Raw genomic sequence first — 24,940 nt, 5'->3', positions numbered from 1 at the left:
TTTACTTAGCTGAGTCGCAGAAAGATCCAGAGGTAATAGCCCGTGATCACCAGCAGCAGGCTGCCGGTGGTGACTTGAACCGCGCGGGACCACGATGGCTGACAGCGCAGCCGTATCGCCGCGCCCGAACACAGTCCAAACAGCAGGAAGGGGAGACCGCGCCCTATGCCATACCCCAACGCCAACAGGACACCATAGGCCGGTCGGTGTTCAGCGGCGGCGACGGTGAGCACCAGGAGCAGGGAGACGGCTGGCGTGCCGAGACTGAAGACGAATCCATAGAAGAAGGCACCAAGAAGCCCGGGCCGCCGCAGAGCCGTCACATCGGGCAGCGTGACCGACGGCCCTGCAAGGACCGCCAACGCGGCGACGAACGCCAGCGCCGCCATGATCAGCATCCACCACTGGCCAATGGCTTGCGTGGCGACAAAGCCCAAGACTCCCGCAAGTGCGCCGAGCGCGGTCAGACTGAGGACGAGGCCAGCAAAAAAGGCCATGGCAATCGGGAAGCCGCTGCCACGAGCTCGACTTTCCGCCGTGCCGACCACGCCGACGACGCCGAGGCCAACGGGCACTGTGAAGGGACAAATGGCGCTACTGAGCAGGCCGGCCACAAGGGCAATCCCGACGACCAACCAAGAGCCATGAAGGAGCACCTCGGCATAGGTCTTGAGAAATTCCTCGACGATCATTTGCGCTCCGTCTTTGTAGACTCGTCAGCCTTGGATCACTGGTAGAACGTGCTTGCACCCAGGTTCACTTTAAAATCCTGTACAGGGTCAGGGTAAATAGCACGGCCAGAGCTGGAAACAATATGACATCGAAGTACCCGGTTACCCAGCCCAGTCCTATGGCTCCGAGCGTCACTAGAAGTAACGGAGTGAAACCACAGAGCCCGGTTTCATCGTAGAGCGGACAGTCAAACAGGTGCTTGGCGATCTTCGCGACCATGGTGCAACCTCCTCTTCCCGACCAAGTTCTTCAGGATCGGGCAGCGACCAGCTACCGCAATCCGTGCTACTTGGCGAACTTAAAAATCACATTCATGAGCTCATCGTAGATTTCGTCGCCGCTCTTAGAGCGGATCGCCTCCGTCGCACAGTTCTCCAGATAGTTGCGCATCATCAACTTGGTGAGCCCCCGAAGCGCCTCCTGGGTTGAGGCCAATTGTGTGAGGATTTCGACACACGGACGTCCTTCGGCGACCATTTTTTTGATACCCTTGATTTGCCCCTCGATGCGATTGAGTCGCAGTGTGGCGTCGGCTTTGCGCTCCTCAGTAATGATCTGGGTTTTCTCGCCTAGAAATGGAATTTTCATCGTGTCCCTCCAAGTTAAATAGGAGTACCTGGTACCCCTGTACAATAGCCATACCGGGTATACCTGTCAAGAGGGCCAACTTTTACCATTATGTCGTCCCAGGCTGTAACAGGATTCAGGAAGGTCAGATCTCGGCTTGCTGAAGATGAAGCGGACAGAAGTGATCGAGGATGGAAACCTGCTTGCGCGAACGCTCACCATTCAGGAGCCGAGACAAGTTCCTGGCGCTGGGAAGATTGTGACATTGAGAGCAGTAGGTGCTCAGCAATGTCGCTCCGAGGCTTTCTGGTTCCGGAAGATCTTGGGGCCTGATGCCAGGCGGCAACATCCCGCCCATCATCTGCTGCATCATCTCCTTCATGTGCCCCTGGTCCATTATGCCATGGCCTTTCTTGTCGTCCATCCTCATCATCCCCCATCATGGGCATCATGCAGGACACAACGGCACCCATCAAAAACAAGCTTGCACCACTGAGGACCAACACCATTGTTGTGCATAGTCGGCTAGAAGGTTCGCTTCCCTGCATCATCGAACATTCTTCACATTTCGTGAGACTGACGCTCAGCACATAGCAGAAAGAGAGTCCGTTTTAACGCACGACAGCTGAAGTTCTCTTCTTCTCGCACATGCATTGTTCATGGCGGAGTTTGCATCTGGCCTTTGACCGGACGATAGAAGCGACCGAGAGTATATGGAGAGACACCGAGCCAGTACAGCACTTGCAAGGCCGTCCACAGTCCTAGGGTCCTCACCAAGCCACATCGTTTGATTCGGCGTGAAGAGGTCGTGACGGCAGCCGGACATTCGACGAGACGGCCCATGGCCTTCAGGGATTGCAGAAGCGCAACATCCTCGAAAATTGGAAACGGCGGGAAGCCGCCCATAGAGGTGTAGTAATGGCGTTTCACAAAAATCGCCGCGTCTCCATAACACAGTCCTACCTTATGCAAACGACGAAATAGCCAAGTCAGGAAGCGTGCACTGAATGTTGAGCCGGCGAACGTGACCGCGAAGCACCCACCAACGATGTCGGGACCTTGTAATGCCTCTTTGATATGCTCAACAGCGTTGGCAGGTGGAATCGTGTCGGCATGCAGAAACCATAAGATATCCGCCATAGCCAGACTGGCGCCCGCGTGCAACTGCCTTCCTCGGCCGCCTTGCTCCCGAATGAGGCATGCGCCATGCTGTCGGGCAATCTGGACCGTCGTGTCCTGACTCCCGCCATTAACGACGATCACTTCTTTGTGGCCTCGCAAGCGAGCTATGGCGTGCAAGGTCGCGTCAAGCTCATCCGCTTCATTTAAAGCCGGGATGATAATTGAAGGTCCGGAAGCGACTCTGCTTGGGATCGTGAGTGCTGTTGCGCCATGCGGCGCGCTCCTTCGTTCTTCAGCGATGCCACATCGCGACGACCCGGAGGATCAACGGCGGGAGCAGTAACATCTGGGCCACCGGGCTGACGCCCACGGCAACTCCCGGAATGAGGGGCATCTGTGTGGTATAGCTCCACCACTTCGCCCCGTAAATCATGATCCATTCAAGCGGAATGATCATGACAAGCCCGGTAACGGCCATGAGCGCATACCCTCGCAGCCCAGGATGCTGAAACCATCCTGGCTGATCAAACCAGATCCATCCGATCCAGAAAATGAGCAGGACGAGCAAGCCGTCGCCGAGACTCATCGAGAAGCACTGCCACCAGGGAATAGGAGTTCCATCCCTTGCAACGTAAAGCGTGGACTGAGCGCGTTCTCAGGGATAATTGAAGACAACCGTCGCGATAAAGATGCGTGCTAGAGTCGTGGCTAATGGGGTCCTTGAAGCGTCATCCCACAACCGGCTCATCGTCCTCCGGCGCCTATCACGGTCGCTCGCTTTGTTTACCTTCCTCGATTGGAGAAGAGCAGGAAGGCCTCCATGCTCTTCACCTGTCTAGGTGTACTTATTTCCCCATCCGCCCGACCACCTGTCGCGACACAGCCAGGGGACCGCACCGTCAGAGTGTTGCTCTAAAGAGCCCCTACTTCTCAGGTCACGGAGACAGTGAAGTGTTCACGCCGTTCGGCTGCCCCCGCCCGCTGGATTTTGACGGTGATTTGCCATTCTCCTGCCATGCCGAAGTTGGTGTTTGCCAGATACACGTCTTTAGTCACGACCGCGTTCTCTTCCATCACAGTCATCCCTGGCATCGTCATTGTCACATCAAATGTCACCACGGCGTCTCTGACGGTTCCTCCGGAAGCATCGGTCAGCTTCACGCGCAACACATTCTCGCCCACTGTCGGTTTCGCAGGAATGGTCGAGAAGGCCACGATCAGGTCCCCCACCCGTTTTTCGACCTTCGTGTTGTCACCCTTCGTTCCAGTCATCTCATGATTCCGGCCTTTGTCTCCCATGTTCATCTGTCCCATGTTGTCCTTCTCCATATCCATCTTCTCCATCGGCATCATGCTCATACAGCCCGAGACCATAGCAGGCATCAGGGACACTGCAACAAATTGGGTTAAAGATTTCATAGTACTTCCCTCCTTGGAGTTCTCATTACTCAGGGATTTTCTAATGGCACGAGACGTTTCTCCGCTCCGGCCTCGGCAGGTGCCTCGGCCGGCAGAGACCTGCCTCGCCACAAGGCATACAACACCGGAATGACGACCAACGTTAACAGGGTTGACGACACCATGCCGCCGATCATCGGTGCCGCGATCCGCTTCATCACATCCGCGCCGGATCCATGGCTCCACATGATCGGCAACAGCCCGATCAAGATGGCCGACGCCGTCATCACCTTCGGCCGCACACGCTGTACCGCGCCTTCGATAATCGCCAGGTGAAGATCCGCCATGGAATGGAGCCGCCCCTCCCGATGCCAGCGTTCATAGGCTTCGTCTAGGAAGATAATCATGATCACCCCCGTCTCAGCCGCGACGCCGGCCAAGGCAATGATCCCCACCCAGACGGCCACGCTCAGGTGATAATTGAGCAGGTACAGATACACAATCGCCCCGATCACCCCAAATGGCACCGACAGCAGCACGATCAGACTCCGGGTGACGGACCGAAAATTCATGTAGAGCAAGACGAAGATCAGAAAAATCGTCACCGGCACCACGATCCTGAGGCGGGCCTTGGCCCGCTCCAGATATTGGAACTGTCCCCCCCACTCCAGTCGATAGCCGGGCTTCAGGCGGACTTGCTCGCGCACCACCCGCTGCGCCTCGGCGACATACCCGGCCAGATCCCGTCCCGTCACGTCCACGAACACAATGCCGGACAGCGAGCCTCGTTCATCGCGAACCGTTGGGGGTCCGGTCACCATCGAAATCTGGGCGAGCTGAGCCATGGGGATCGTCGCTCCACTCGGCGTCTCCACCAGGACACGTCTTAGGGATTCCGGATCGTCCCGCAGGGCCCGAGCATACCGGACGTTAATGGGATACCGTTCCCGACCCTCGACCGTCTGCGAAATGTTTTTCCCCCCGATGGCCGATTCGATGACGTCCTCGACATCCTCGATGGTCAACCCGTACCGGGCGATCGCATCACGATCGACTTGAACATCCAGGTAGTAGCCCCCTGTGACCCGTTCGGAATAGGCGCTGCGTGTCCCGCGAAGTCCTTGCAGCAGACTTTCGATCGTGAGCCCAATGCGCTCGATCTCAGCGAGGTCCGGGCCCAGGATTTTAATGCCGAGATTGCTGCGGATCCCGGTGGCCAGCATCTCCGTCCGAGTCTGAATCGGCATCCACCAGATGTTCGGCATCCCAGGGAATTTCAGCAGCGGGTCTAGCTCAGCAATCAGCGAATCCCAGGTGACGCCTGGCCGCCACTGCTCTTCGGGCTTCAAGGTCACCGTGGTCTCTGCCATGCTGAAATGGGCCGGATCCGTCGGCGTTTCCGCCCGGCCGACTTTTCCAAACACATGGTCTACCTCCGGAAATTGCTTTAGAAGCTGATCTTGTCGCTGCAAGAGCCGTGTCGCCTCGGTCACTGAAATCCCCGGCAACGCCGTCGGCATGAAGAGGATCGTCCCTTCGTTGAGCGGCGGCATGAATTCGGAGCCCAGCCGTGCGTACAAAGGAACGGTGACGGCCACCGCCAGGACGGCAAGGATGATGACGAGCCACCTGACGCGCAACGCACCGGAGACGATGGGCCGGTACAGTCGTAGCAAGACCCGATTGATCGGATTGCTCTCTTCTGGACGGATCTTTCCCTTCAGCAGCCATACCATCAAGAGCGGCGCAACTGTGATCGAGACAAGGGCCGCAAAGAACATGGCCGCCGTCTTGGTGAACGCGAGCGGCTTGAAGAGACGCCCCTCCTGAGCTTCGAGAGTGAAGACCGGCAAAAAGGAGATCGTGATGATGAGGAGCGAGAAGAACAGCGGCTTGCCGACCTCCTGCGCGGCCTGCACGATGATGGCGGCCCGAGAGCCTGAGCGACCGCCGCGCTCCCATTGCTCCAGGCGTTTGTGGGCATTCTCGATCATCACGATCACGGCATCGACCATCGCACCGATGGCAATCGCAATACCGGCCAAGGACATGATGTTGGAGGTAATCCCGAGGTAGTACATGGCGAGAAACGACAGCAGGATCGCGACCGGCAACGTCAGGATGGCCACGAGGGCCGAGCGCAGATGAAAGAGAAACAGTAGACTAATCAGACTGACGACCACGCTCACTTCAATCAGTTTTTCCTTCAGCGTGGCGATGGCTCGACGGATCAATTCCGACCGGTCGTAGACCGGAATGATCTCCATGCCCGGTGGGAGCGACGGGCCGATTTCGGCCAACTTCTCTTTGACCCGCTCGATCACCGCCAGCGCATTCTCCCCATACCGCATCACGATGATGCCGCCGACCGTCTCGCCTTGACCATCCAGTTCGGCCACCCCGCGGCGCATGTCGGGCCCCAGCACGACCTGGGCAAGATCCTGCACCGTAATCGGTGTGCCCCGCTGATCCGTCCCAACGGCGATCTTGCGGATATCATCCAACGACCGAATATACCCTCGCCCGCGCACCATATATTCGCGCTCCGTGACTTCCAGGACACGCCCTCCGACATCATTGTTACTCCGCTGAATCGCCTCGATGACCTTCTTGAGCGGAATGTGATACCCGAGCAGCTTCGTGGGGTCCACCTGCACCTGATACTGCTTCACGAACCCGCCTATGGACGCGACCTGTGCCACACCCGGCACGCTTTGCAACCAGTAACGCAGATACCAGTCCTGAAAGGTCCGCAGGTCGGCAAGGTCGTGCTGGCCGGACTTGTCGACGAGGGCATACTGAAAGACCCAGCCGACACCGGTCGCATCAGGGCCAAGCGTCGGCGAGACGCCCTCCGGCAGCTTTCCCTTGACCCCTTGCATGTACTCCACGACTCGGCTTCTGGCCCAGTAGATGTCCGTTCCGTCCTGGAAAATGATGTAGACAAACGACAGCCCAAGAAAGGACTGGCCCCGGACATTTTTGACCCGGGGCGCCCCCAGCATCGAGGTAATAATCGGATAGGTGATTTGGTCCTCCACGAGGTCTGGGCTGCGTCCCGGCCACTCGGTGAAGATGATCACCTGCACATCAGACAGATCCGGAATCGCATCTAATGGCGTGTGATAGACGGCCCATCCCCCCCAACCCATCAGGAAGAGCAGCGCGAGCGAGACCAGAAATGTATTTTTTGTACTCCACTCGATGACCCGTTCGATCACTTTTCACCCATCTCGTTCCGAATGCCTCTGGTAAGACCGAAGGCCGGATGCCCTTCTCTCTGTCGCATCACGGGATGAACTCACGATGAGATTTGGCCAAGGTCTCAGCTTCTTTTTCTGCATTCCTATAGGCCGCGGCGAGGATGTGACATTGCTGGACAAAATCAACCTTAGGACTGCCGTGGGACATCATCCGCTGTGCTCGTTCTGGATCCCTCCGGTATTCCTCCACCATCTGGTCCATCTCCGTTGCCTTCTGGCGGAGCCTGGCTGCTTCATTCTCATACCAAGCGGCCAACGCCACATGATCATTCCTGGCTAACAGCTCAGCAGGAGGAGTGGCGAGGAATGAGCAGGCTGACAATCCCATCGCGACCAGCAATACGAACATGTTGATCAGTCTCGTTCGCCAGATGCTTTCCATGATCGTCTCCTTCTCACATTCCCGGCATGCCAGACATACCCCCGCCGCCGCCTGCGGTCACGGGAAACGTTTCCTTCACATCGGCCTCGCCAGCACGCTGCACGGTGACGGTCAGGTCCCACCGGCCACCCATGCCAAGATTGACCTTCGCCTCATAGGCCCCGTCCTTACCGGGTTTCATCGGCACCCTGGCCGGCATCATACCCGGCATCGGCATCGTGTAGGTGAGCTGAACTGTTGCGTTGACCACCAGATTGCCTCCCTCACCTTTCAGGGTGACTCGGATGAGATTTTCGCCAATCCGCGGTGAGGCGGGTTCTGTCGAGAGCGCAAGAGTCAGCCCCCCTGCCTTCTTGTCTCCCGACGCCTTCGCCATTTGCGTCGTCTTCTCCGGCTGTGTTTCTCCCATTGGCATGCCACCCATGTCCATCTGGCCCATCTGCGCCTGTTCCATTTTGATGCCGCCCATCCCCAGCGAACCCATCATGTCCATGGCGGCCATGAGCTTGCTCTCCGAATCGATCAGAAAGTTTCCGGATGTCACCACCCGGTCACCTGCCTCGATCCCCTCCTGAACCTCATAAAAGGCTCCGATTTTTGGTCCCACCTTGACTTCCCGTGGTTCAAAAAGCCCTTCCCCGCGAACCAGAAAGACCTGCTTCCGCGTTCCAGAGTCCAGCACCGCCTGTTCGGGAACCGCGACTTGGTTTCCGCGATTGATCTTGAGCAGCACGTCTCCGTACATCTCCGGCTTGAGTCGTAAACCCGGGTTCGGTAATTCCACGCGGACTTTGACGGTACGAGCTTGCTCGTTCAGGTAGGGGTAGATGTACGAGACCCGTCCATAAAACGGTTGTCCTGGATACGAGGAGAACGTGAGAGCAGCTTGCTGCCCGACCTTGACAAACGGGACCTCGAACTCGTAGATCTCGGCATTCACCCAGACCGTCGACAAGTCCGCGATCGTGTAGAGCCTCATCCCGGGCTCCACAAACATCCCCCTGAAGACTTTTTTCTCCGTGACGTAGCCGCTGAAGGGCGAATAGATCGGTATCGCGGTCTTGGCCTTGCCCCTCCGAGCCAACTCGTCGAGCTGTTGATCCGAGACCGTCCATAGGCGTAACCGGTCGCGTGCCGCGTCCACCATGTGCTCCGCCTGCTCGTGAACTTCGGCAAGAGGACTGTCTTTCACCTTGGCTTGCGTTCGCAGCGCCAGCAGGTACTCATCCTGGCTGGCGACCAAGTCAGGGCTATACAGCGTGAACAGCGGCTGACCCTTGTGCACGACCTGTCCCGTATAGTCCACAAAGAGCTCTTCCACCCATCCCGAGACCCGCAGGTTGATATGCGTAATGCGTTCTTCGTTGTAGTCCACTCTGCCGACCGCCCGGACGGTGGTCTCCAGCGGACGTGTCTCGACCACGGCTGTCTTGACCCCAATCAACTGCTGTTTCGTCGGCGTCACCATGGCATAGGCCTGGGGAGGACCAGTTTCCTGGCTGGGAGACATCGGCATCCCCTGCAGGCTGCGCTCCTTCTGCTCCGTCTGGCTTTGATCGGACGTCTTCTCGTCAGGGGGAAGGACTTGGTGTCGCTCCCATCCGGTCATGAACCATGACCCGAGCGTCAGCATCACGATTCCAGCTCCGGTCGCGATCCACATGGTTCGTCTTTGACTCCACATTTTCGTCATCATGACATCCCTCACTCTTTACAATTCCGTGCCGACGACCTGTTCGAGCTCAGCTACGCGGGATTCGCGATCGACCAGCACTCGCCAGTACGCCAGTTGAAACTCCCGCAAGGCCCGGTCTGCGTCGATAAGATCTAGAAAGGACGTCCTTCCTGTGCGATAGCCGGCCCGCGCGGCTTCCACGCCCTGCTCGGCCTGCGGCAGCACCGTGGTCCGGTACAGCACCGCCACTTCCCAACTCGCCCGGACTTTTGCCAGCAGGTCCCGGATCTGGAAGCGGGTCAGGTTTTCCGCTGTGTGGAGGTCTGCGCGTGCCGCCACGACCGCCGCCCCAGCCTCTCGCACTCTGGCGTCGTACTTCGGCTTGGTCCAGAAGGCGAACGGCATGTTGATGGACACCACGGCGCCGAACCCGTCGTTCGCATGAAAGTTCTGGAAACGCTGGAACGCCACACTGACATCCGGGTAATACTGGCGCTGGGCCAGCGCATGAGACTGTTCACTCCGCTGAATGGACAATTCGGCAGCCTTCAGTTCCGGTCTGGCCTGCACCGCCATCGGATACAGGTCCTCAAGGTCTTTCTCGAACCGCCCCTCACGCGGCTCCTGTGGAGGCCCCAACGGAAACCGTGGATCCCGATCCAACAATGTGTTCAGTCCACCCTGGGCGCTGTCGCGACGCTGTTCCAGAACGGGGAGTTGCTGATACAGAGTGGAGAGCTCGACCTGGGCTTTCAATACATCGACCTGACTGCCCTTCCCAGTGCGGAACTTCGCAGTCGCGATCTCAAACAACTGTTTGAGCAGGTCGATTTGTTCGTGGTGGATTTGGAGCGCCTTGTGTGCAAAAAACAAGTCGTAGTAAGCCTGCTTGAGGCGGGCGATTAGGTCCCGTTCCTTCGCGCGCAAGGCCTGCTCAGTCATGTCGGCCGAGCGACTGGCCACTTCCCCCTTGAGGGCCAGCTTGCCTGGGAACGGAAAGGTTTGCGACACACCAAAGATCGCATTCTGCGTTTGTGTCACGTTGAAGGTCTGGGGGAAATTCCAGAGCTGAACCGATAGTGTCGGATCATCCAGCGACCGCGCTTGCGGCACCCGTTGCGTGGCCGCTTCAACTTGCTGCCGCGCCGCCTGGATTTCAGGATTCCGCGCCAAGACTTCCTGGATCAACCCTGACAAGCCCAACGTCGCTGGCTGAACGCGTTCATCCGCATCGGCACGGTATGGGAGTCCACCGACACACAGCACTCCGGCCATGGCCATCGTGAGGCACTGATGTACTGGATTCCATCTCATGAGAATCCTCCTTTGTATACTCTTGGGCTCAGCACCCCAACCGAACAACCGGCTCTCGGTGCGAACGACCGAGCAGAACGGCCTAAGTCGTTCAGCACGAAGAATGATCAATTGGATTTAGAACAGGTTGAGAAAACTCAGGATGGGAGGATCAAATGCGAAGCACGATGGTGCTCGTCCGAAGCAGTTGAGACGAACTGTCTGAGGGGAAAGGATACTTGAGGATACCGTTTGTGAAGGGTAACGAGAGAAGAACACCCGAGACTGTTTCTCCGAACGAGACCATCTGGCTATCGAACGTGGGCTGGCTCTGACCGGACGCCTCGACATTGAACGTCTTAAAGGCGTCGCACACCTGCCGTGCCGGTTGCTCTGCAGGTGTTGAGCAGCCATTGCCCATCTCCGTGCTTGAACTGCTGCTCACCGGCAAGAGGCAGGCATAGGCGTTGAAGCTCAACACGAGAAGAAGCAGCACCAAGGTCGTTGAGAGGAAGGGACGGAAGCGGCGCATGGAGCATCTCCTGAACAAGGGAACCTTACCACTCTTTCAGTCTGCTCGCAAGAGTGGCTTGCCTTGGACTGTGACTCCACTGATTGACTTCACGAAGTCGACACCCTACCCTCTCGCTAAGTTGAACCAGCGCGCCTAATGTTCTGATTTGAAGTCAAACGGGAACAGGCGTTGCGCTGTGAGGCACATTCGATTCGATCCTCTCAGGCTGACCAATTCTTGAGCGTGATTCACACACAGGGGATGAAGTCCCCCGTATAAGTGCCTCGGTCAGGCTGATGGTTCCTACACTACTGCCATAGTCATAGGATTGCCGCCAGCGGAGTGACAGCCGGTCTCAGCAGTCTGATACTCTGACCGGAACGGAGAACTCCTCAAGGTGAGACCCTGTTACAAGGTTTGCGTCTTGCCTGGTGGGCCACACAAGCCATAGACCTGCTCAACATGCTTCGTTACCCGATACCCGTGGTCGGCGAGCATGTCGAACTCGGCCAAATCGATTCGGCGCAAAGTGGTCGGAAAGTTTGCCGCAAACGTAGCCGACTTGCACGGCAACTGAGCCTCTACCGGTGTACCAATATAAATGAACGCACCTCGCCCATGGCTTTCTTGGAGGTAGTTCGAAAAGGTTCGAACACGCAGTGCATGGGACTGATCTGACATAATGTCAGCGACGCGCTTAAGCCGGAATGGGTTCAGTGCGAAACATGAAAAACCAGATGGTAAAGGCCGTCCGGCATCTGACACGATTATAACGTTCTCAGGATGTTTGGACTTTCCACGTCCCGCATCGAAGAACGGCTCCAGCCCGAGGTTGTCATAGACGCCGCCATCGTATAGGTGCAGAGCGTTGTAGCCAATATCGATGGATCGCTCACTGCCTGATGGGGCATTCCATTCCTTTTTTTGCCAGTCAAAAAGCTTGGCATTCAGTTGCAGTGGTCCGAAGCCGCCAGGAAAGGCTGCGGAGACCGCCATCGCATGAGCAAGAGGAAAGTTTCCAGGGAGAGCGTAGCCTAACTGATAATCTCCGATGTCGCTGCGCTTGAACCGAAAGCGTTTGCCGTTCTCAGCCGTTGTAGCGTTAATGGACCACTCCGGTGTACGCGGTAATTCAGACAGTTTGAACCGAATATTCCATTCCTTTTCGATCGCCAACGCTAACAGGTTTGCACGAGACAAGATGAATGGAAAGTTTGCCGGATTGAGAAGCTGTCTCAATGCTCCCCACTGAAAACTTCTTTGGCACAACTTCTCGCGGAGGCTGGAGTACACCGCTGTCAGGAAGTGTTCAGAAGATGGCCACTGGGTTTGATTTTCCTGAAGTATAAGGCCTACCAGCAAGCTGCCACCTGAGACAGTTGAAATCCGATGGACCTGCTCTAACAAACATCGTTCAGCAAGAAGTCGCATGACTCCAAGGTGGAAGACCATCGCTCGAATGCCACCACCTGATAGAGCCAGGGCAATGCTTGGACATGAGCCTGACCTCATTGATCTACTGCGCCGTGCAGGATCCGAACATCGTTCTCTCCAACTATCAGTTGGACAGCAGGCAAACCGTCTTCTGCCATTCCTCGGGCGAGGTCACAGAGCTGGATCAAATCTGCCTTACTCGGTGAGGCAGAATGTCTTGGTGGATGGCTGTGCCATTCGCCGATGTAGCCAACGATTCCCGCGGTTCGTCTTGAAGCTTCGCGGACGGCTTCTTCCAAACCGACAATACCGCGCTCGAACCCTCCTGGACTCGACTTACTATCCGTCGGTGCAGGAAGAGCTGTAACGATAGTTACGGAAGAGACGTTGAAATCATAATAACCCAATAGCACCCCCCCAGTTTCGTTCGGAAGGCTCCCGTTTCTCCATGTGCAAAGTTGCTGGACTATTCCACTGTCAATGAACAACGCCATTTTCCCGATGTCCATGTGTATTTCTTGTGCAGGCGTAACATCATGCACCGCTAGTGAACTGCGCTCAGGATCGCGCTGCCATACTCGAATTAGCGCTCTCGGAGAGGCTGCCATGATTGGAATCTGTTCTGCCAATATGCTGGCATGACTCAAAACTTTCGAATAGGGAAGAACGGTTGACATGTCACGACAACTGGCTCCACTCCAAAAGGACCCTAGGTTGTCGTCCAGATGGTTCTGGCCCCATGATTCGTGAATCAAAGCGCGGTAGTACTGAGCCTCTAGGGTGCGCAATCGAATGTGTCGTTGTTCATCTTCAGCAAGCAAAACCGCATCAGTTCCTCTCGGGGTTATGAACACTGAAATATGTCTCCCTACTTTCTCTGTACCACTCATGATACGAGGGTATTCCAGTGTCGTCGACGCGTCGATAGTCAACTGTGCCGATGTCAATGCATTGGTAACCGATTCCTGTGATAAATCGCATGCATCTGCATACAAGGGAGTAATTCCACTGGCACCTTCCATTACGGCGTCATGCAGCTCTGCGACAACCGTGGCCTTTGGCTGGCCTATGTGTATTGCCAAGGCCGTATGTCTCGATAGGTTGTGAGGTTTAATGTGGTCATTGTCGATGACGGTCCACCGGCCCCAGCCACTGCGTCCCCAGATATTGAGTAAGGCGCTACCGAGTGAGCCAGCGCCGACCAACACGCCGGCGGGGCCATTGCCCGAGATACCTGATTGCCTTCTTGCAGATGACGTGTCGTTTTGTCGAAGAACCTCCATCGGGTAAATAGCCTCATCACGCCATTGAGTGGGCCGTTGGTCCCCTAACACGCCTTCGCCACTAAAATACTTCTTCAGCGACCTGCGACCCTCAGGAACTTCTACCAAAACGATGGCGCCGGTAAGGAGACCAAGATGGCGGACCCCACACGGAACCATGAAAGCTCGATGGAAGAACTTTTCGGGAAGGGTGGCCTCCGTCCTGGCCATCGGGATATGAAGTAAGATGGCTGTCAACGAGTTATCGGCGGACTCAGGCACTCCCTTCTCATCCACCCCATCTCGCAACGCTTTCTGCAGGTCGGGCAGAATGTCGATTCCATGGCGCGTCAGAATGTCCGCAAGTGCACCTAGTGTGGTTGGATCGTACTCAATGTGGCCATGCACGATCGGGGGTAGTGTGAATTCGATATGCTTGACGGTCCCTTTTGGTGGCTTGGTATGTACCTGAAGAGGTTTGAGAAAGCAGGTCAGTCCTTCTCCGGGGCGTTCTGGCCCCGCTACAATCACCGTGTGATTGTCCTTGCCCTCTTTGAGCTCATCGAAATTCCATGGCAAGACGAGTTCGTACTTGCTCGCAAAAAACAGTTGTTCGACCGGCTGATCCGCAGGATGAATTTCTCCTTTGGCACTCTTTTCAAGCCACGACTGGATTCGGCGCAAAAACTTCTGCGGTGTCCAAGAACGGGTGACCGAGGCCGGCGGTTCAAAATATAGACATAGGCTTCGTGGAGCATCTGGTGGACTTAAATTTTGATGCATCAGGATCGGAAAGTCTTTGCGAAGTGCATACACCTCCACCAACTGTTTTTCGTTTTCCAGAATGCACAACGCCAGGCGTTCCCTGTACTTGATACCGTGAATGTTACGTGGGGGTACTCCGTCTGATTCGACATCGACTACGATACACTCGACCTTTCGATCCGCACGCTTCAGTAATCCCTGGACGGAGTAATCGCGCTGCTGTTGGAGGGCGGCAAATATGCTCCGTGTGCGGTCAAAGGTGAATTCGTTGACGTCGGCAACAGGGGAAAACTCTGTCAGTTCGTAGTAGGTGTCGCCCATCATCCAGCTCGGAGAGGTTTAGAAGTTACGATCGCTGCAGCGCCGATAGATGAAGAACGTTGCCAGGTAATCCCGGCAGTTGTAACTTCGAAGATAAGTGGTTCCGGTTTCTTGGCGGTGGGCTCCTCCATCGTTACCACAAATTTGCGGCCACCCACTTCTTTTAAATGTCGCTCATAGGTTTTGCGCGCCTGTATGTGCGGTGGCTGTATTTCAAGGTAAGACTCCTTCAAGTCGAGGATCGGTTTACTGGAGCTGATGATGTACGCTTCGTTCCTCCCTTGCAGGAGCAAGTCTTTGACAAGAGGCTTGGGTTCCGTTTCTTGGGTTCCTTTGTCATCGCTTAACGCGAGATAGCTGCAATGATGGGGGATGTTGTAGAGATTCCATTCGAGTCGATCATCGTTCTTGTGATATCGAGTCGTATTGACAATGTCTTCAATGTCTTCCCACGCGGCATCACCAATATGAAGGTAGTCATAGTGTGAGTGATCTGAGTGAAACCGGATGTTGAAAATAAGCGCTGCGGAGTTCCGAATGATATCCCCTTCATCGCAATGCTTGATGAACGGTGAATGGCAGAAGAACTCGACTCCATCTTTCGTCAGTGAGAATCCGGGAACGATCGTGCCCGCATCGATGAACAAATGATCGCGTGCGTTCGCCGATTCGCCACGCTCTTTGAGCTTTGGTTCTAACCATTCAGCGAGTGCCATCGGTTTTGAGAACACCAGGATGTCCTTTCCCTCCAGCAACCGATACCGTGCTTCCTGGCGTAGAATGCAAAACTCCTCACTCTGTTCATCCCTTTCGGCCTCCTCAAGCAAGATGGCGGCAGGTACCCATAAACAGCGAATTTTGATACGCCCCTGACCACGATATTTTTCAGCGTGCTGGAGTTCAAAGAATTCAGTGCTGCCCTGAATATGGTCGCGGTCCGCATGTGTGAATCCCACTATGTCGAAATAGTCGCGTTCGGCCTGTTGGAGTTCTTCTTTGAGTCGCGCGTTCAGATCAATCTCTGGCGTTTCAGAATCTTCTCCATTCTGCCGGTGACAGTAGTCCAGCAGTATGCGCCGCCCGTTTGATAAGACGATTTGAGTTGTATCTCCGTTGCCAACGGGGTAGCAGATGACTTGATGGGTATCGCTCATGGCGTCCTTTCGCGTTAACCTCAATGCATGAGAGGTGCTGACAAAGTCAGAAATCCCCCAAAAGTAAATTCTGCAGGTCGAGACATAACCTGTCATCCGGTGTTACTGGTACACTCGGATTGTTCGTTCAACGTCTGTGCCGAATGTCTACATATAGGCATGAAATATGTTTGTCAACAATATATTGTGGTTTGACGACATTTTGTCATATGCCCAGCCTTTATCGAAGGCTTTTGTCACTACTCTGTTCAGCGAGTCACTTGAATGCTCAAGATGTTCTTCAGCTTGTCGATAGAGAGTCCGGGCATGTTGTATGGAGGACCAAGGTATGTCGCTTTTCCCCTGTCGAATATGCGAACGGCTTTTAAGCAAAACTGCTGAACAGTGTCCTGGTTGTGGGGAAAAACACCCGAATACCCAAAAGTATCAACGGTATTTACTTGTTCGCTATGTTATCCCTGGACTTCTATTCTTGGGAGGTGTGTTGTATGGGTGGATGGTCCTTTACCGACCTTGAATACCCAATGTCTGGACCATTGAAGCAAGCGCCTCAATATCATGCCGCAATCGTGCCGGCCGCCAGTAATACTGGAACTCCAACTGCGAACACGAAAGCCTAAATCGGAGGTCATAATCCTGATTGAAACAGGGTTCGAGACACCACTCGTACAATAATTGTGATGGTTGAGCAATTGGGTCTTCGCGAAGCAGGCGAGCAAATTCCCTGCCAATCTGGATCGAGGCTTCAAACGCCACATATGGGCGCATGGCTCTATACCAATGACCCTCACACGACGCGTACGTACGCATGAGACCGGTACGGTTCATGGCTGCTACCAATTGAACAATGCCTGGCTCGATGGTGGCATAGGATTTCAGTGGTCGTTCTACTTGAAGTAACGAAGTTATAGACTGCAACATATTCACCTCCCAGTTGATCTTCAATGAAGAATAGTGTGACTGAGAGTTGTGAGTTGCCAGGGATTCCTGCCAGGCTGAAGGCGCCATTGGCAGGGAAATTTCAACGAGCGGGAACAGCCGCGGATACGCCCAGCGATGTGCTAAATAGCGAGGTTGTAGCGTAGCTCCTTACTCAAGTCAGAAAGCTCTAAGAGCCAGAGCCAATCACTAGACTGGGCATGTGTCTATTCATCTACCCCAGAGGTCCCATTTCGTATCCGGAAGAAGGAATGAAACAGGTCTGCGCTGCGGATACATCCATTTCCGGACTATCCAGCCATTGGTGGGGCAGCACGCATCGAAGCGTAGGCCTGCCTGGTATCCTTAGCGGTTTATAGGTTGGAATGGTACCTACTGTTCAGCGACAATTAGGATTGATGGGCGTGTTGCCTCACAATAGAATGTTACCCGAGCGTGGGGGAGAAATCACGGGCCCATTCGTGCGCGCTGGGATTGGCAAGAATGAGCCGCCGAGCCTCCGCCGTCCGCCACGCCTGGACCCGCCGCTGGAGTGTTCGAAGCTGCCCGTCTGAGAATGTATCGGGTTGTGCGACCTGGAGACGGTGGAAGAGCTCCTTGGCTGTTCGATCGGGCTCAGCCTCCAGCCAGTGGCGAACTAGGGGCCAGGCCTGCTCGAAGGGATCGACGCGGGTCCGCCAGTCCCGCAATGACTTCGGCTGCACGGCGTGGGTTGGCCTCACTTCGCCCCTCTGCCAGGCCGTCCTCAGACTTTTGAGAAACGTCTCCAGCTCCGGATCTCGGCTCGCAGGCAGTGCCGGGACCTCGCCGGCGGCGATCTCTGCGAGGTGGCCCTGCATCGTCCGAATCTCATCGAGCAGCCGCAGCGGATCCAAGGAGGAGGCCACTGCGCGCAGTTTGTCTTTCACCTCTTCTGGAACGGCCTCCGATGCCAAGAGCCTGGCGCTCGGGGTAGCCGGCAGGTAATAGCGTTTCGTCACCCGGGCGCCGACCCGGGTCTTCGAAGCCAGTTTGAACGAGGGTTGGAAGAAGTTCACGAAGAGCCTGGCCGCCTCATAGAGCCGAGCCAGGATCCCAACCGCCGCGAGACCTTCAAGCCGTCGGTATCCGACCAACCGTCGGACGACCGAGCCGTTCTTTTGTTCGACCCATGCTTGATCGTTCTTGCGATAGGGCCGCGAACGCGTGAACTCGATCGCATGGTCGTGACAGTACGCGATGACGATGTCATTCAGAAATTCGCTGCCGTTGTCCGTATCAACGCCACGCAGCTGGAAGGGCATGATCCTGCGCAGCTTCGTGAGCGCTTCCGTGACAAGCGATCCATCTCGTACGATGAGCGCCACACATTCAGTCCAGCCACTCGCCACGTCCGTGAGTGTGAGTGTCTGCGCGAAGCTGCCACTGGCGCGTTCACCGGAGTGGGCGACCAGATCCGCTTCGACGAACCCGGGAATGGGATCGCCCCAATCGGCGAAGGTCCGCAGCGGGACACGCCGTCGAATGGCCGTCGTGGGCCCCGAGCGGTGGCGCCGACGGGGAGCACTCCCGCTTCTGGGCAGGACGAGGAGTCGGTCAATCGTCGCCGCACTTGCCGAGAGCACCTTCACCCGGACATCCCGGTCGAGCTGCAGATGTCCATGTCGTTCCAGCGCGCCAAGCAGGGTCGGGATAAGTGCCTTGAGCCGCTTGCCGCAGACCCGATCGGAGGCCTCCCACAGCACCACCAGTGCCTCGGCGACCGCGTTGCCGTAGCGACGTGGACGCGCCCGCGCCACCGCTGGTCGCGCCACCCTGCCCAGTGTCAGCAGACGGATCGAGTGTTTGCGGTGGTATCCCGTTACCGCCACGAATTCGTCCAAGATCCGACATTTTTCCACTCGTGACCCTGAACGGTAGCGCGCCCGCAGCGAATCCATCAATTCCTGACGACTCGTTACACTCAGTTGCCTCTTCATCGATGCTCCTTTCCGGTCGTCCTCGACGGCCGGTAGCATTGTAGATGAGGCAACGGTTCCTTCTCGGTAACATTTCAGCCGCGGCAATGCGACCCGCAAATCTAGTTGACGTTTAACAACCTACTCCTCAACGAGGAGCGACTTGATCAGAGGGGCGATCACCAATGCGCCGTTCTGTACCCATCCAGAGACGGACAAGATTATCGGTGTGCTTGGACCAGATGAGGATAGCCACTAGAAAGGCGAATAACACGAAGAGCCAGGATTGATGAAACAGCAGCGCCACAATTGGAAACAATCCAAAGGCCATAAGTGCACCCCCGGAAGAATATTTCCACAATAAGACCACTCCTATCCAAATAACCATGAGGGTGAGCCCGACCCAGGGGGCGACTCCCAGTACAGCTCCTAACGCCGTGGCCACGCCCTTCCCTCCTTTGAAATTCAGAAAGACGGAATGGAGATGCCCAACGATAGACGCCAGAGCCACGAGCAGAATAGCGGATTCTTGGTGGAACAGTAGAGTACCTATCCATCCGACGAGCCATCCCTTCCCAATGTCACCGATCAACGTCAGGATCCCGGCCTTTTTCCCACCGACCCGCAAGACATTGGTGAATCCCACATTCCGGCTCCCCGCCAGCCTGGGATCAGGTGAGCCCAACCATCGTGATACGACGACGCCGAAAGGAATCGATCCTAAAAGATACCCTCCAATACTTGCCAAGAACACCAACCAAATCAAAGAGCTCTCTCCAAACACGATTCGAAATATTCTAAGGATTTACTAGCCTGTTGGCTAAAGACTCGAAGGTATCGATCCTGTTTCCTCGTAATTGAGAGAAACATTCTGGCAAATCTGTTTTCTCTAAGGATGATGGGTTCGATACGCTCTTGGACAGAGAGCGTGACCGGAACAGCAGAGAACGTCCAACTCATTCGTCGCTTTTTCATAGAAAAATCATGGCCTTATCCTGCCGCATCTTTGTAAATAAAATTACTTCCGACCGCGCCTCTGTCAACAGATTTAGTTCGCCCAATTACCTGTTACTGTCTGGGCAAAGTTTTCATACATTCTTGGATAATCAAGATCTTGCGAGATTCGACATGTAAGGATTTTGCATCTTCGGACACCACAACCGGACCAGATTGTCTTTGTGCCTTACCCAGATTAATAGGCTGACGACACAGGCAAACCCGATGAAAGTCCAAGACCGGTGAAACAGCAACGCCACAATTGGAAACATGGCAAAGGCGAACAGTGCGCCGCCTGACGAATATTTCCACAGGAATACGGCGCCGACCCACAAACCCATCAGGGTCAGTCCGATCCACGGAGCGACTCCCAGGACAGCGCCTAATGCGGTAGCCACACCCTTTCCACCCTTGAATCCCAGAAACGCCGAGTGCAGATGACCGATGACCGAGGCCAGCGCGACCCAGAGAATGGCCGACTCCTGGTGCAACAACATCGTGCCGACCCAGCCGGCCAGCCAGCCTTTTCCGATATCGCCCAGCAGCGTCAGGATTCCTGCCTTTTTTCCGCTCACGCGCAGGACGTTGGTGAAGCCCACGTTCTTGCTGCCGGCGCTGCGTGGGTCCACAGCGCCCAGAAGGCGTGACACCACGACTCCAAAAGGAATCGATCCAAGGAGATAGCTGGAAAGGATGAGGAACCCGATGAGCCAGGGACTGTCCATCAATCGTTGCCCGGATAGCCGGATACGAGCGTCGGCCGAATCGTCCGGTTAGAGACCTTTCGCTCCGACCTGACGCCAGAAGCTCCAGACATATTGTGCGCCTGACACATAGCCCAGGATGAGTGACAGATACAAGGTGACAATGCCGGCCAGATGCAGATTACCGATCGCTTCCACCACGGTCCCTTCGAGCACCAGGAGGACGATGGCAATGACCTGCAGGGCCATTTTGTATTTGCCGGTGACCTCGGCGGACATGATCAAACCTTCGGAGGCCGCGATGGCCCGGAGGCCGGTGACGGCGACTTCACGCGCAATGATCAGAATCGCCACCAGCGCGCTGACCCGATCGACCTGTACCAGCAGGATCAATGCGGACAACACGAGCAGTTTGTCGGCAATCGGGTCTAACAGTCGTCCGAGTTTGGTGATCTGGCCGGTCTTGCGCGCGACGTATCCGTCCAGTAGGTCCGTCACGGCCGCGACGACGAATACGATGGCCGCGGCCAAGGCTCGATCCGGCGTCGGGTCGATGAGCAGCATGACGAAGACCGGGATCAAGAGAATCCGGACGAGCGTCAGCACGTTGGGCAGATTGATGTTGCTTTCCTGCCCTGCCGACCGCATCAGTACCAGCCCGGCTTGTTTCCAGTTTTCTGCCATAAATCCTTCGACAAACCCTTCGACGCGCAGCGCGTGATGGCTCCCCTACACAATGCCGTGTTTTAGCAGGTCATGCAAGTGAATGACACCGGCCAAACGATTCGGCCCCTCCAGGACCACCAGCGCCGTGATGGAAAACCGTTCCATCAACGCGACGGCCGTCGTGGCCAGTTCGTCCGGTCCGATGGTTTTCGGTTGGCGGCTGGCGAGATCCCCGGCGGTCACTTTACTGAAGTCCCCGCCTGCTTGAATAAAGCGTCGCAAATCTCCGTCGGTCACGATTCCGTACAGTGCCCCCTTGGCGTTGACCACCGTCGTCATCCCGAGTTTCTTCGACGTCATCTCCAGGATCGTATCCGCGCCGGACACAGTGTCGCGCACACGCGGCAGGTGATCGCCATGCTGCATGAGGTCCCGCACTTTCACCAGTAGCCGTCGCCCTAAGGTGCCGCCGGGGTGAAACTGCGCGAAATCGTCCTGTTTGAAACCGCGCTTTTGAAGCAGCGCGACTGCCAGGGCATCACCCATGGCCAGGGTCGCGGTGGTGCTGGCCGTCGGGGCCAATCCCAGTGGGCAGGCTTCCTCATCGACCGATACATCCAACGTGACATCGCTGTTTTTCGCCAGCGTCGAGGCCATTTTCCCCGTCATTCCCACGACCGGAATGTTCATGCGTTTCACGAAGGGTAGCAATTGGAGGACTTCCTGTGTCTCGCCGCTATTGGAGATGGCGATCAACACATCCCGTCGAGCCAGCATGCCGAGGTCGCCATGGACGCCTTCCGCCGGATGCAGGAAGAAGGAGGGGGTGCCGGTGCTGGCCAATGTCGCCGCGATTTTCTGGCCGATCAGTCCGGACTTGCCCATCCCGGAAATGACCACCTTGCCCTGGCATTCATAGAGAAAGTTGACGGCCGAGGCGAATCGGTCGTCGAGGCGAGCCATCAATTCCTGAACGGCTCGCGCTTCGATCTCCAAGACACGTCTCCCCTCCTGCACGCTGGCATCCTGTTGAGGGCGTCGAGCGGCGCGCTTGGGTGTGGGTGATGTGGCGGACCCGGTTATTTTGCGGCTGCGTCCCATATACGTAGTACCCGTTCGAGAAGTGATTGGAGCGTATGCAGCGGGACCATGTTCGGTCCGTCAGACAACGCGGAATCCGGGTCGGGGTGCACTTCCATGAAGAACCCGTCGCAGCCGGCGCCTGCCGCCGCACAGGCCAATGGTTCCACGAATTCGCGCTGACCGCTGGATTTCGTGCCGCCTCCGCCGGGGAGTTGCACGCTGTGGGTCGCGTCGAAGACCACCGGATAGCCGAACCGGCGCATGATGGGAAAGGAGCGCATGTCCACGACCAGATTATTGTAGCCGAAGGAGGAGCCACGTTCGGTCAACACGATGCGTCGGTTCCCGCTGTCTTCCACTTTCTTCACCGCGTTGCCCATTTCCGGCGGGGACAGAAACTGTCCCTTCTTGATATTGACGACCTTGCCGGTCTTGGCAGCGGCGATCAAGAGGTCGGTCTGGCGACAGAGAAAGGCCGGAATCTGTAGGATATCCACGACGCGACCGGCCTCTGTGGCCTGCTCTTCCGAATGGACATCGGTCAACACCGGCACGCCGATGTGTTGCTTAACCCTGGCGAGCACGGCCAAGCCTTTCTCCAAGCCCGGTCCACGAAAGGAGGTGATGGAGGTGCGATTGGCCTTGTCGAAGGATGACTTGAAGACGTAGGGCATGCCGATCGCTTTGGCGATGTCGGCAATACGCCCTGCCGTGTCTATGACGAGCTGTTCGTTCTCAATCACGCAGGGACCGGCGATGAGAAACGGCCGATTCCCCGCCCCGATCTTAAATTGTCCGAGATCTATTTCGTATGCCATAGTCTCCTAGCAGGATGCGGAACAATCCCGCCAGCTGCGCTCTCGCATCGCTTAGCGGCCTTGCTGGACGGCCATTTTACGCATCCTGCAAGTTATTTTGATACCAGCCCGCCACCTGGGCTGTTCTCACCGTAGGGTCGTGAATCAAGCGTTGCCCCAGTCTGCTGAATGTCCGCCAATCACGGGATGCTCAAACTGATCTTTCAGCAAGGCCGCAGACGAGGCAGAACCGGAGGCGTAGCGGAGCTACGTCGAGGATTGTGCCGAGTCGAGAACGCCGCCGAAAGGCAGTTTCAGCATCCCAGTTAGTGGCCGCACTTGCGCCGCAGCGCCGCCCCCACAAACCCGCTGAATAACGGATGCGGGTGATGCGGCCGTGACTTATATTCCGGATGAAACTGCGTAGCCAGGAACCAGGGGTGGTTCTGCAACTCGACGATTTCAACCAGGCGACCGTCCGGAGACAGGCCGCTCAAAATGAGTCCCTTGGCCGTCAATTGCTCGCGATAGGCATTATTGAATTCATATCGATGGCGATGCCGTTCGCGTACCTCGCTGACCCCGTACATCTTCTGCGCCAGCGTCCCCTCGCCCAGCTTGCAGGCATAGGCGCCGAGCCGCATGGTGCCGCCCTTGTCGTTGACCGACTGTTGGTCGGACATCAGGTGAATCACCGGATGCGGGGTCTTTTCATCGAATTCCGCACTGTTGGCACCGACAAGACCCGCGACGTTGCGCGCAAATTCGATCGTGGCGCATTGCATGCCCAGGCAGAGGCCGAGGAACGGAATCTGATGTTCTCGCGCATATTGGATCGTGACGATCTTGCCTTCGATCCCCCGTGCGCCGAAACCGCCTGGAATGAGAATCCCGTCGGCTTCACGGAGAATACGCTCGGTCCCCTGACGCTCCACCTCTTCGGATTCGATCCAGTTCACGTTGACGCGGGTTTCATGATCGATGCCGCCGTGCACCAGCGCTTCCGCCAGGCTCTTATAGCATTCCTTCAAGCCGGCATATTTTCCGACCAACGCGATCGACACCTCGTGTTTGGGATGCTTGATCTTCTGCACCATCGCATCCCACTCGCGGAGATTCGGCGGGCCGGTTTCCAGCTTGAGCAGTCGGACGATCAGTTCATCCAGGCCCTCTTTGCGAAACACGATGGGCACTTCGTAAATGGTCTCGACATCCTTAGCCGTGATGACCGCATCTTTTTCCACGTTGCAGAACATGGCGATTTTCGCCTTGAGCTCCGCCGGAAGATAGCGGTCGGTGCGGCACAGGAGGATGTTCGGTTGAATACCGATTTCACGCAGCTTGTTCACGGAATGCTGCGTCGGCTTGGTTTTCAATTCGCCGGCGGCTCCGATGTAGGGCACCAGCGTAAGGTGCACGTAGAGGACGTTGTCCCGTCCGACGTCGTAGGGAATTTGCCGGATGGCTTCCAGGAACGGCAGGCTCTCGATGTCGCCGACGGTCCCGCCGATCTCGACGATCGTGACGTCCATGCCTTGCGAAATGCGCATGATGCATTGCTTGATCTCGTCCGTGACATGGGGCACGACTTGCACCGTTCCGCCCAGGTAATCGCCGCGCCGTTCCTTGGTGATGACGGCGTGGTAAATACGGCCGGTGGTGTAGTTGTTCTCGCGTGTCAGAGTCAGGGAGGTATACCGCTCATAGTGGCCCAGATCGAGGTCGGTTTCCGCCCCGTCCTCCGTGACGTAGACCTCTCCGTGCTGGTACGGATTCATGGTGCCCGGATCGACGTTGATGTAGGGATCGAGCTTGAGGAACGTGATCTTCAGCCCGCGGCTTTCCAGCAGATTGCCGATGGATGCAGAAGCCAGCCCCTTTCCGAGCGACGATACGACACCGCCGGTCACAAAAATCAGTTTGCTCATCGTGGCAC

22 protein-coding genes are annotated in these 24,940 nt (G+C 56.4%); all 22 read right to left on the bottom strand.

All coding sequences use genetic code 11. From position 1 onward, the window contains the following. Positions 1–5: 5 nt before the first annotated feature. A complete protein-coding gene (locus NSND_RS02940) occupies positions 6–692 on the bottom strand; it encodes a cytochrome c biogenesis CcdA family protein (RefSeq protein ID WP_080877536.1) in 687 nt (228 codons plus the stop codon). 64 nt (positions 693–756) lie between these two features. Further along, positions 757–951 (bottom strand): mercury resistance system transport protein MerF, encoded by a 195-nt coding sequence (gene merF, locus NSND_RS02935; RefSeq protein ID WP_080877535.1) that lies wholly within the window; start codon positions 949–951, stop codon positions 757–759. A 66-nt stretch (positions 952–1,017) separates the two neighbouring features. Beyond that, positions 1,018–1,320, bottom strand: coding sequence for a metal-sensitive transcriptional regulator (locus tag NSND_RS02930; RefSeq protein WP_080877534.1), 303 nt, complete (start codon positions 1,318–1,320; stop codon positions 1,018–1,020). 124 nt (positions 1,321–1,444) lie between these two features. After that, positions 1,445–1,723: a hypothetical protein gene (locus NSND_RS02925; RefSeq protein WP_143833366.1), complete on the bottom strand. Its 279-nt coding sequence runs from the start codon at positions 1,721–1,723 to the stop codon at positions 1,445–1,447. Positions 1,724–1,956: 233 nt separating this feature from the next. Beyond that, entirely contained in the window at positions 1,957–2,598 is a 642-nt protein-coding gene (locus NSND_RS02920) for a TIGR04283 family arsenosugar biosynthesis glycosyltransferase (protein ID WP_235000146.1), read from the bottom strand. A 115-nt stretch (positions 2,599–2,713) separates the two neighbouring features. After that, the gene (locus tag NSND_RS02915; RefSeq protein WP_080877531.1) at positions 2,714–3,007 is read right to left on the bottom strand and encodes a hypothetical protein; all 294 of its coding nucleotides are present in this window, start codon (positions 3,005–3,007) and stop codon (positions 2,714–2,716) included. Positions 3,008–3,351: 344 nt separating this feature from the next. After that, on the bottom strand, positions 3,352–3,840 hold the full coding sequence (locus NSND_RS02910; RefSeq protein ID WP_080877530.1) for a FixH family protein: 489 nt from the start codon (positions 3,838–3,840) through the stop codon (positions 3,352–3,354). Between the two features lie 29 nt (positions 3,841–3,869). After that, positions 3,870–7,040, bottom strand: coding sequence for an efflux RND transporter permease subunit (locus tag NSND_RS02905; RefSeq protein ID WP_080877529.1), 3,171 nt, complete (start codon positions 7,038–7,040; stop codon positions 3,870–3,872). A 67-nt stretch (positions 7,041–7,107) separates the two neighbouring features. Beyond that, the gene (locus tag NSND_RS02900) at positions 7,108–7,464 is read right to left on the bottom strand and encodes a hypothetical protein (RefSeq protein ID WP_080877528.1); all 357 of its coding nucleotides are present in this window, start codon (positions 7,462–7,464) and stop codon (positions 7,108–7,110) included. Between the two features lie 13 nt (positions 7,465–7,477). Next, on the bottom strand, positions 7,478–9,160 hold the full coding sequence (locus tag NSND_RS02895; protein ID WP_080877527.1) for an efflux RND transporter periplasmic adaptor subunit: 1,683 nt from the start codon (positions 9,158–9,160) through the stop codon (positions 7,478–7,480). Positions 9,161–9,175: 15 nt separating this feature from the next. Further along, complete coding sequence (locus NSND_RS02890; protein WP_080877526.1) at positions 9,176–10,453, bottom strand: TolC family protein; 1,278 nt, start codon at positions 10,451–10,453, stop codon at positions 9,176–9,178. A gap of 151 nt (positions 10,454–10,604) precedes the next feature. Continuing rightward, positions 10,605–10,964: a hypothetical protein gene (locus tag NSND_RS02885; protein ID WP_080877525.1), complete on the bottom strand. Its 360-nt coding sequence runs from the start codon at positions 10,962–10,964 to the stop codon at positions 10,605–10,607. A 390-nt stretch (positions 10,965–11,354) separates the two neighbouring features. Continuing rightward, the gene (locus NSND_RS02880; RefSeq protein ID WP_080877524.1) at positions 11,355–12,458 is read right to left on the bottom strand and encodes a patatin-like phospholipase family protein; all 1,104 of its coding nucleotides are present in this window, start codon (positions 12,456–12,458) and stop codon (positions 11,355–11,357) included. Then, the gene (locus tag NSND_RS02875; RefSeq protein ID WP_200810466.1) at positions 12,455–14,731 is read right to left on the bottom strand and encodes a ThiF family adenylyltransferase; all 2,277 of its coding nucleotides are present in this window, start codon (positions 14,729–14,731) and stop codon (positions 12,455–12,457) included. The genes NSND_RS02880 and NSND_RS02875 overlap by 4 nt, the downstream gene beginning before the upstream one ends. Beyond that, positions 14,728–15,882 carry a hypothetical protein gene (locus NSND_RS02870; protein WP_080877522.1) on the bottom strand — a complete coding sequence of 385 codons (1,155 nt, stop codon included), beginning with the start codon at positions 15,880–15,882 and terminating at the stop codon, positions 14,728–14,730. The genes NSND_RS02875 and NSND_RS02870 overlap by 4 nt, the downstream gene beginning before the upstream one ends. Before the next feature lie 1,364 nt (positions 15,883–17,246). Then, positions 17,247–18,779, bottom strand: coding sequence for a DDE-type integrase/transposase/recombinase (locus tag NSND_RS02860; protein WP_080877520.1), 1,533 nt, complete (start codon positions 18,777–18,779; stop codon positions 17,247–17,249). Positions 18,780–18,906: 127 nt separating this feature from the next. Then, positions 18,907–19,512: a glycerol-3-phosphate 1-O-acyltransferase PlsY gene (plsY, locus tag NSND_RS02855; RefSeq protein ID WP_235000167.1), complete on the bottom strand. Its 606-nt coding sequence runs from the start codon at positions 19,510–19,512 to the stop codon at positions 18,907–18,909. 352 nt (positions 19,513–19,864) lie between these two features. Then, positions 19,865–20,479 carry a glycerol-3-phosphate 1-O-acyltransferase PlsY gene (plsY, locus tag NSND_RS02850; RefSeq protein WP_080877518.1) on the bottom strand — a complete coding sequence of 205 codons (615 nt, stop codon included), beginning with the start codon at positions 20,477–20,479 and terminating at the stop codon, positions 19,865–19,867. A 48-nt stretch (positions 20,480–20,527) separates the two neighbouring features. Beyond that, on the bottom strand, positions 20,528–21,142 hold the full coding sequence (gene pgsA / locus NSND_RS02845) for a CDP-diacylglycerol--glycerol-3-phosphate 3-phosphatidyltransferase (RefSeq protein ID WP_013249088.1): 615 nt from the start codon (positions 21,140–21,142) through the stop codon (positions 20,528–20,530). A gap of 45 nt (positions 21,143–21,187) precedes the next feature. Next, positions 21,188–22,225 carry a KpsF/GutQ family sugar-phosphate isomerase gene (locus NSND_RS02840; RefSeq protein WP_143833364.1) on the bottom strand — a complete coding sequence of 346 codons (1,038 nt, stop codon included), beginning with the start codon at positions 22,223–22,225 and terminating at the stop codon, positions 21,188–21,190. Further along, positions 22,204–23,025: a 3-deoxy-8-phosphooctulonate synthase gene (gene kdsA / locus NSND_RS02835; RefSeq protein WP_080877517.1), complete on the bottom strand. Its 822-nt coding sequence runs from the start codon at positions 23,023–23,025 to the stop codon at positions 22,204–22,206. The genes NSND_RS02840 and kdsA overlap by 22 nt, the downstream gene beginning before the upstream one ends. Before the next feature lie 305 nt (positions 23,026–23,330). Beyond that, positions 23,331–24,932 carry a CTP synthase gene (locus NSND_RS02830; protein WP_143833363.1) on the bottom strand — a complete coding sequence of 534 codons (1,602 nt, stop codon included), beginning with the start codon at positions 24,930–24,932 and terminating at the stop codon, positions 23,331–23,333. Between the last annotated feature and the right edge of the window lie 8 nt (positions 24,933–24,940).

The sequence above is a fragment of the Nitrospira sp. ND1 genome (genome assembly GCF_900170025.1).
Taxonomy (GTDB): domain Bacteria; phylum Nitrospirota; class Nitrospiria; order Nitrospirales; family Nitrospiraceae; genus Nitrospira_A.
Note: the sequence above shows the minus strand (reverse complement) of the source record. Positions and strands in the feature narration are given on the sequence as shown.

Excerpts from the sequence above, each read along its gene's own strand:
- NSND_RS02870 (WP_080877522.1), bottom strand. The coding sequence starts at position 15,882 with ATGAGCGATACCCATCAAGTCATCTGCTACCCCGTTGGCAACGGAGAT.
- NSND_RS02895 (WP_080877527.1), bottom strand. The coding sequence starts at position 9,160 with ATGATGACGAAAATGTGGAGTCAAAGACGAACCATGTGGATCGCGACC.
- pgsA (WP_013249088.1), bottom strand. The coding sequence starts at position 21,142 with ATGGCAGAAAACTGGAAACAAGCCGGGCTGGTACTGATGCGGTCGGCA.
- plsY (WP_080877518.1), bottom strand. The coding sequence starts at position 20,479 with ATGGACAGTCCCTGGCTCATCGGGTTCCTCATCCTTTCCAGCTATCTC.
- NSND_RS02840 (WP_143833364.1), bottom strand. The coding sequence starts at position 22,225 with ATGGGACGCAGCCGCAAAATAACCGGGTCCGCCACATCACCCACACCC.
- merF (WP_080877535.1), bottom strand. The coding sequence starts at position 951 with ATGGTCGCGAAGATCGCCAAGCACCTGTTTGACTGTCCGCTCTACGAT.
- NSND_RS02875 (WP_200810466.1), bottom strand. The coding sequence starts at position 14,731 with ATGATGGGCGACACCTACTACGAACTGACAGAGTTTTCCCCTGTTGCC.
- NSND_RS02930 (WP_080877534.1), bottom strand. The coding sequence starts at position 1,320 with ATGAAAATTCCATTTCTAGGCGAGAAAACCCAGATCATTACTGAGGAG.
- NSND_RS02900 (WP_080877528.1), bottom strand. The coding sequence starts at position 7,464 with ATGGAAAGCATCTGGCGAACGAGACTGATCAACATGTTCGTATTGCTG.
- kdsA (WP_080877517.1), bottom strand. The coding sequence starts at position 23,025 with ATGGCATACGAAATAGATCTCGGACAATTTAAGATCGGGGCGGGGAAT.
- NSND_RS02885 (WP_080877525.1), bottom strand. The coding sequence starts at position 10,964 with ATGCGCCGCTTCCGTCCCTTCCTCTCAACGACCTTGGTGCTGCTTCTT.
- NSND_RS02830 (WP_143833363.1), bottom strand. The coding sequence starts at position 24,932 with ATGAGCAAACTGATTTTTGTGACCGGCGGTGTCGTATCGTCGCTCGGA.
- NSND_RS02915 (WP_080877531.1), bottom strand. The coding sequence starts at position 3,007 with ATGAGTCTCGGCGACGGCTTGCTCGTCCTGCTCATTTTCTGGATCGGA.
- NSND_RS02940 (WP_080877536.1), bottom strand. The coding sequence starts at position 692 with ATGATCGTCGAGGAATTTCTCAAGACCTATGCCGAGGTGCTCCTTCAT.
- NSND_RS02860 (WP_080877520.1), bottom strand. The coding sequence starts at position 18,779 with ATGAAGAGGCAACTGAGTGTAACGAGTCGTCAGGAATTGATGGATTCG.
- NSND_RS02880 (WP_080877524.1), bottom strand. The coding sequence starts at position 12,458 with ATGAGGTCAGGCTCATGTCCAAGCATTGCCCTGGCTCTATCAGGTGGT.
- NSND_RS02890 (WP_080877526.1), bottom strand. The coding sequence starts at position 10,453 with ATGAGATGGAATCCAGTACATCAGTGCCTCACGATGGCCATGGCCGGA.
- NSND_RS02925 (WP_143833366.1), bottom strand. The coding sequence starts at position 1,723 with ATGGACGACAAGAAAGGCCATGGCATAATGGACCAGGGGCACATGAAG.
- NSND_RS02910 (WP_080877530.1), bottom strand. The coding sequence starts at position 3,840 with ATGAAATCTTTAACCCAATTTGTTGCAGTGTCCCTGATGCCTGCTATG.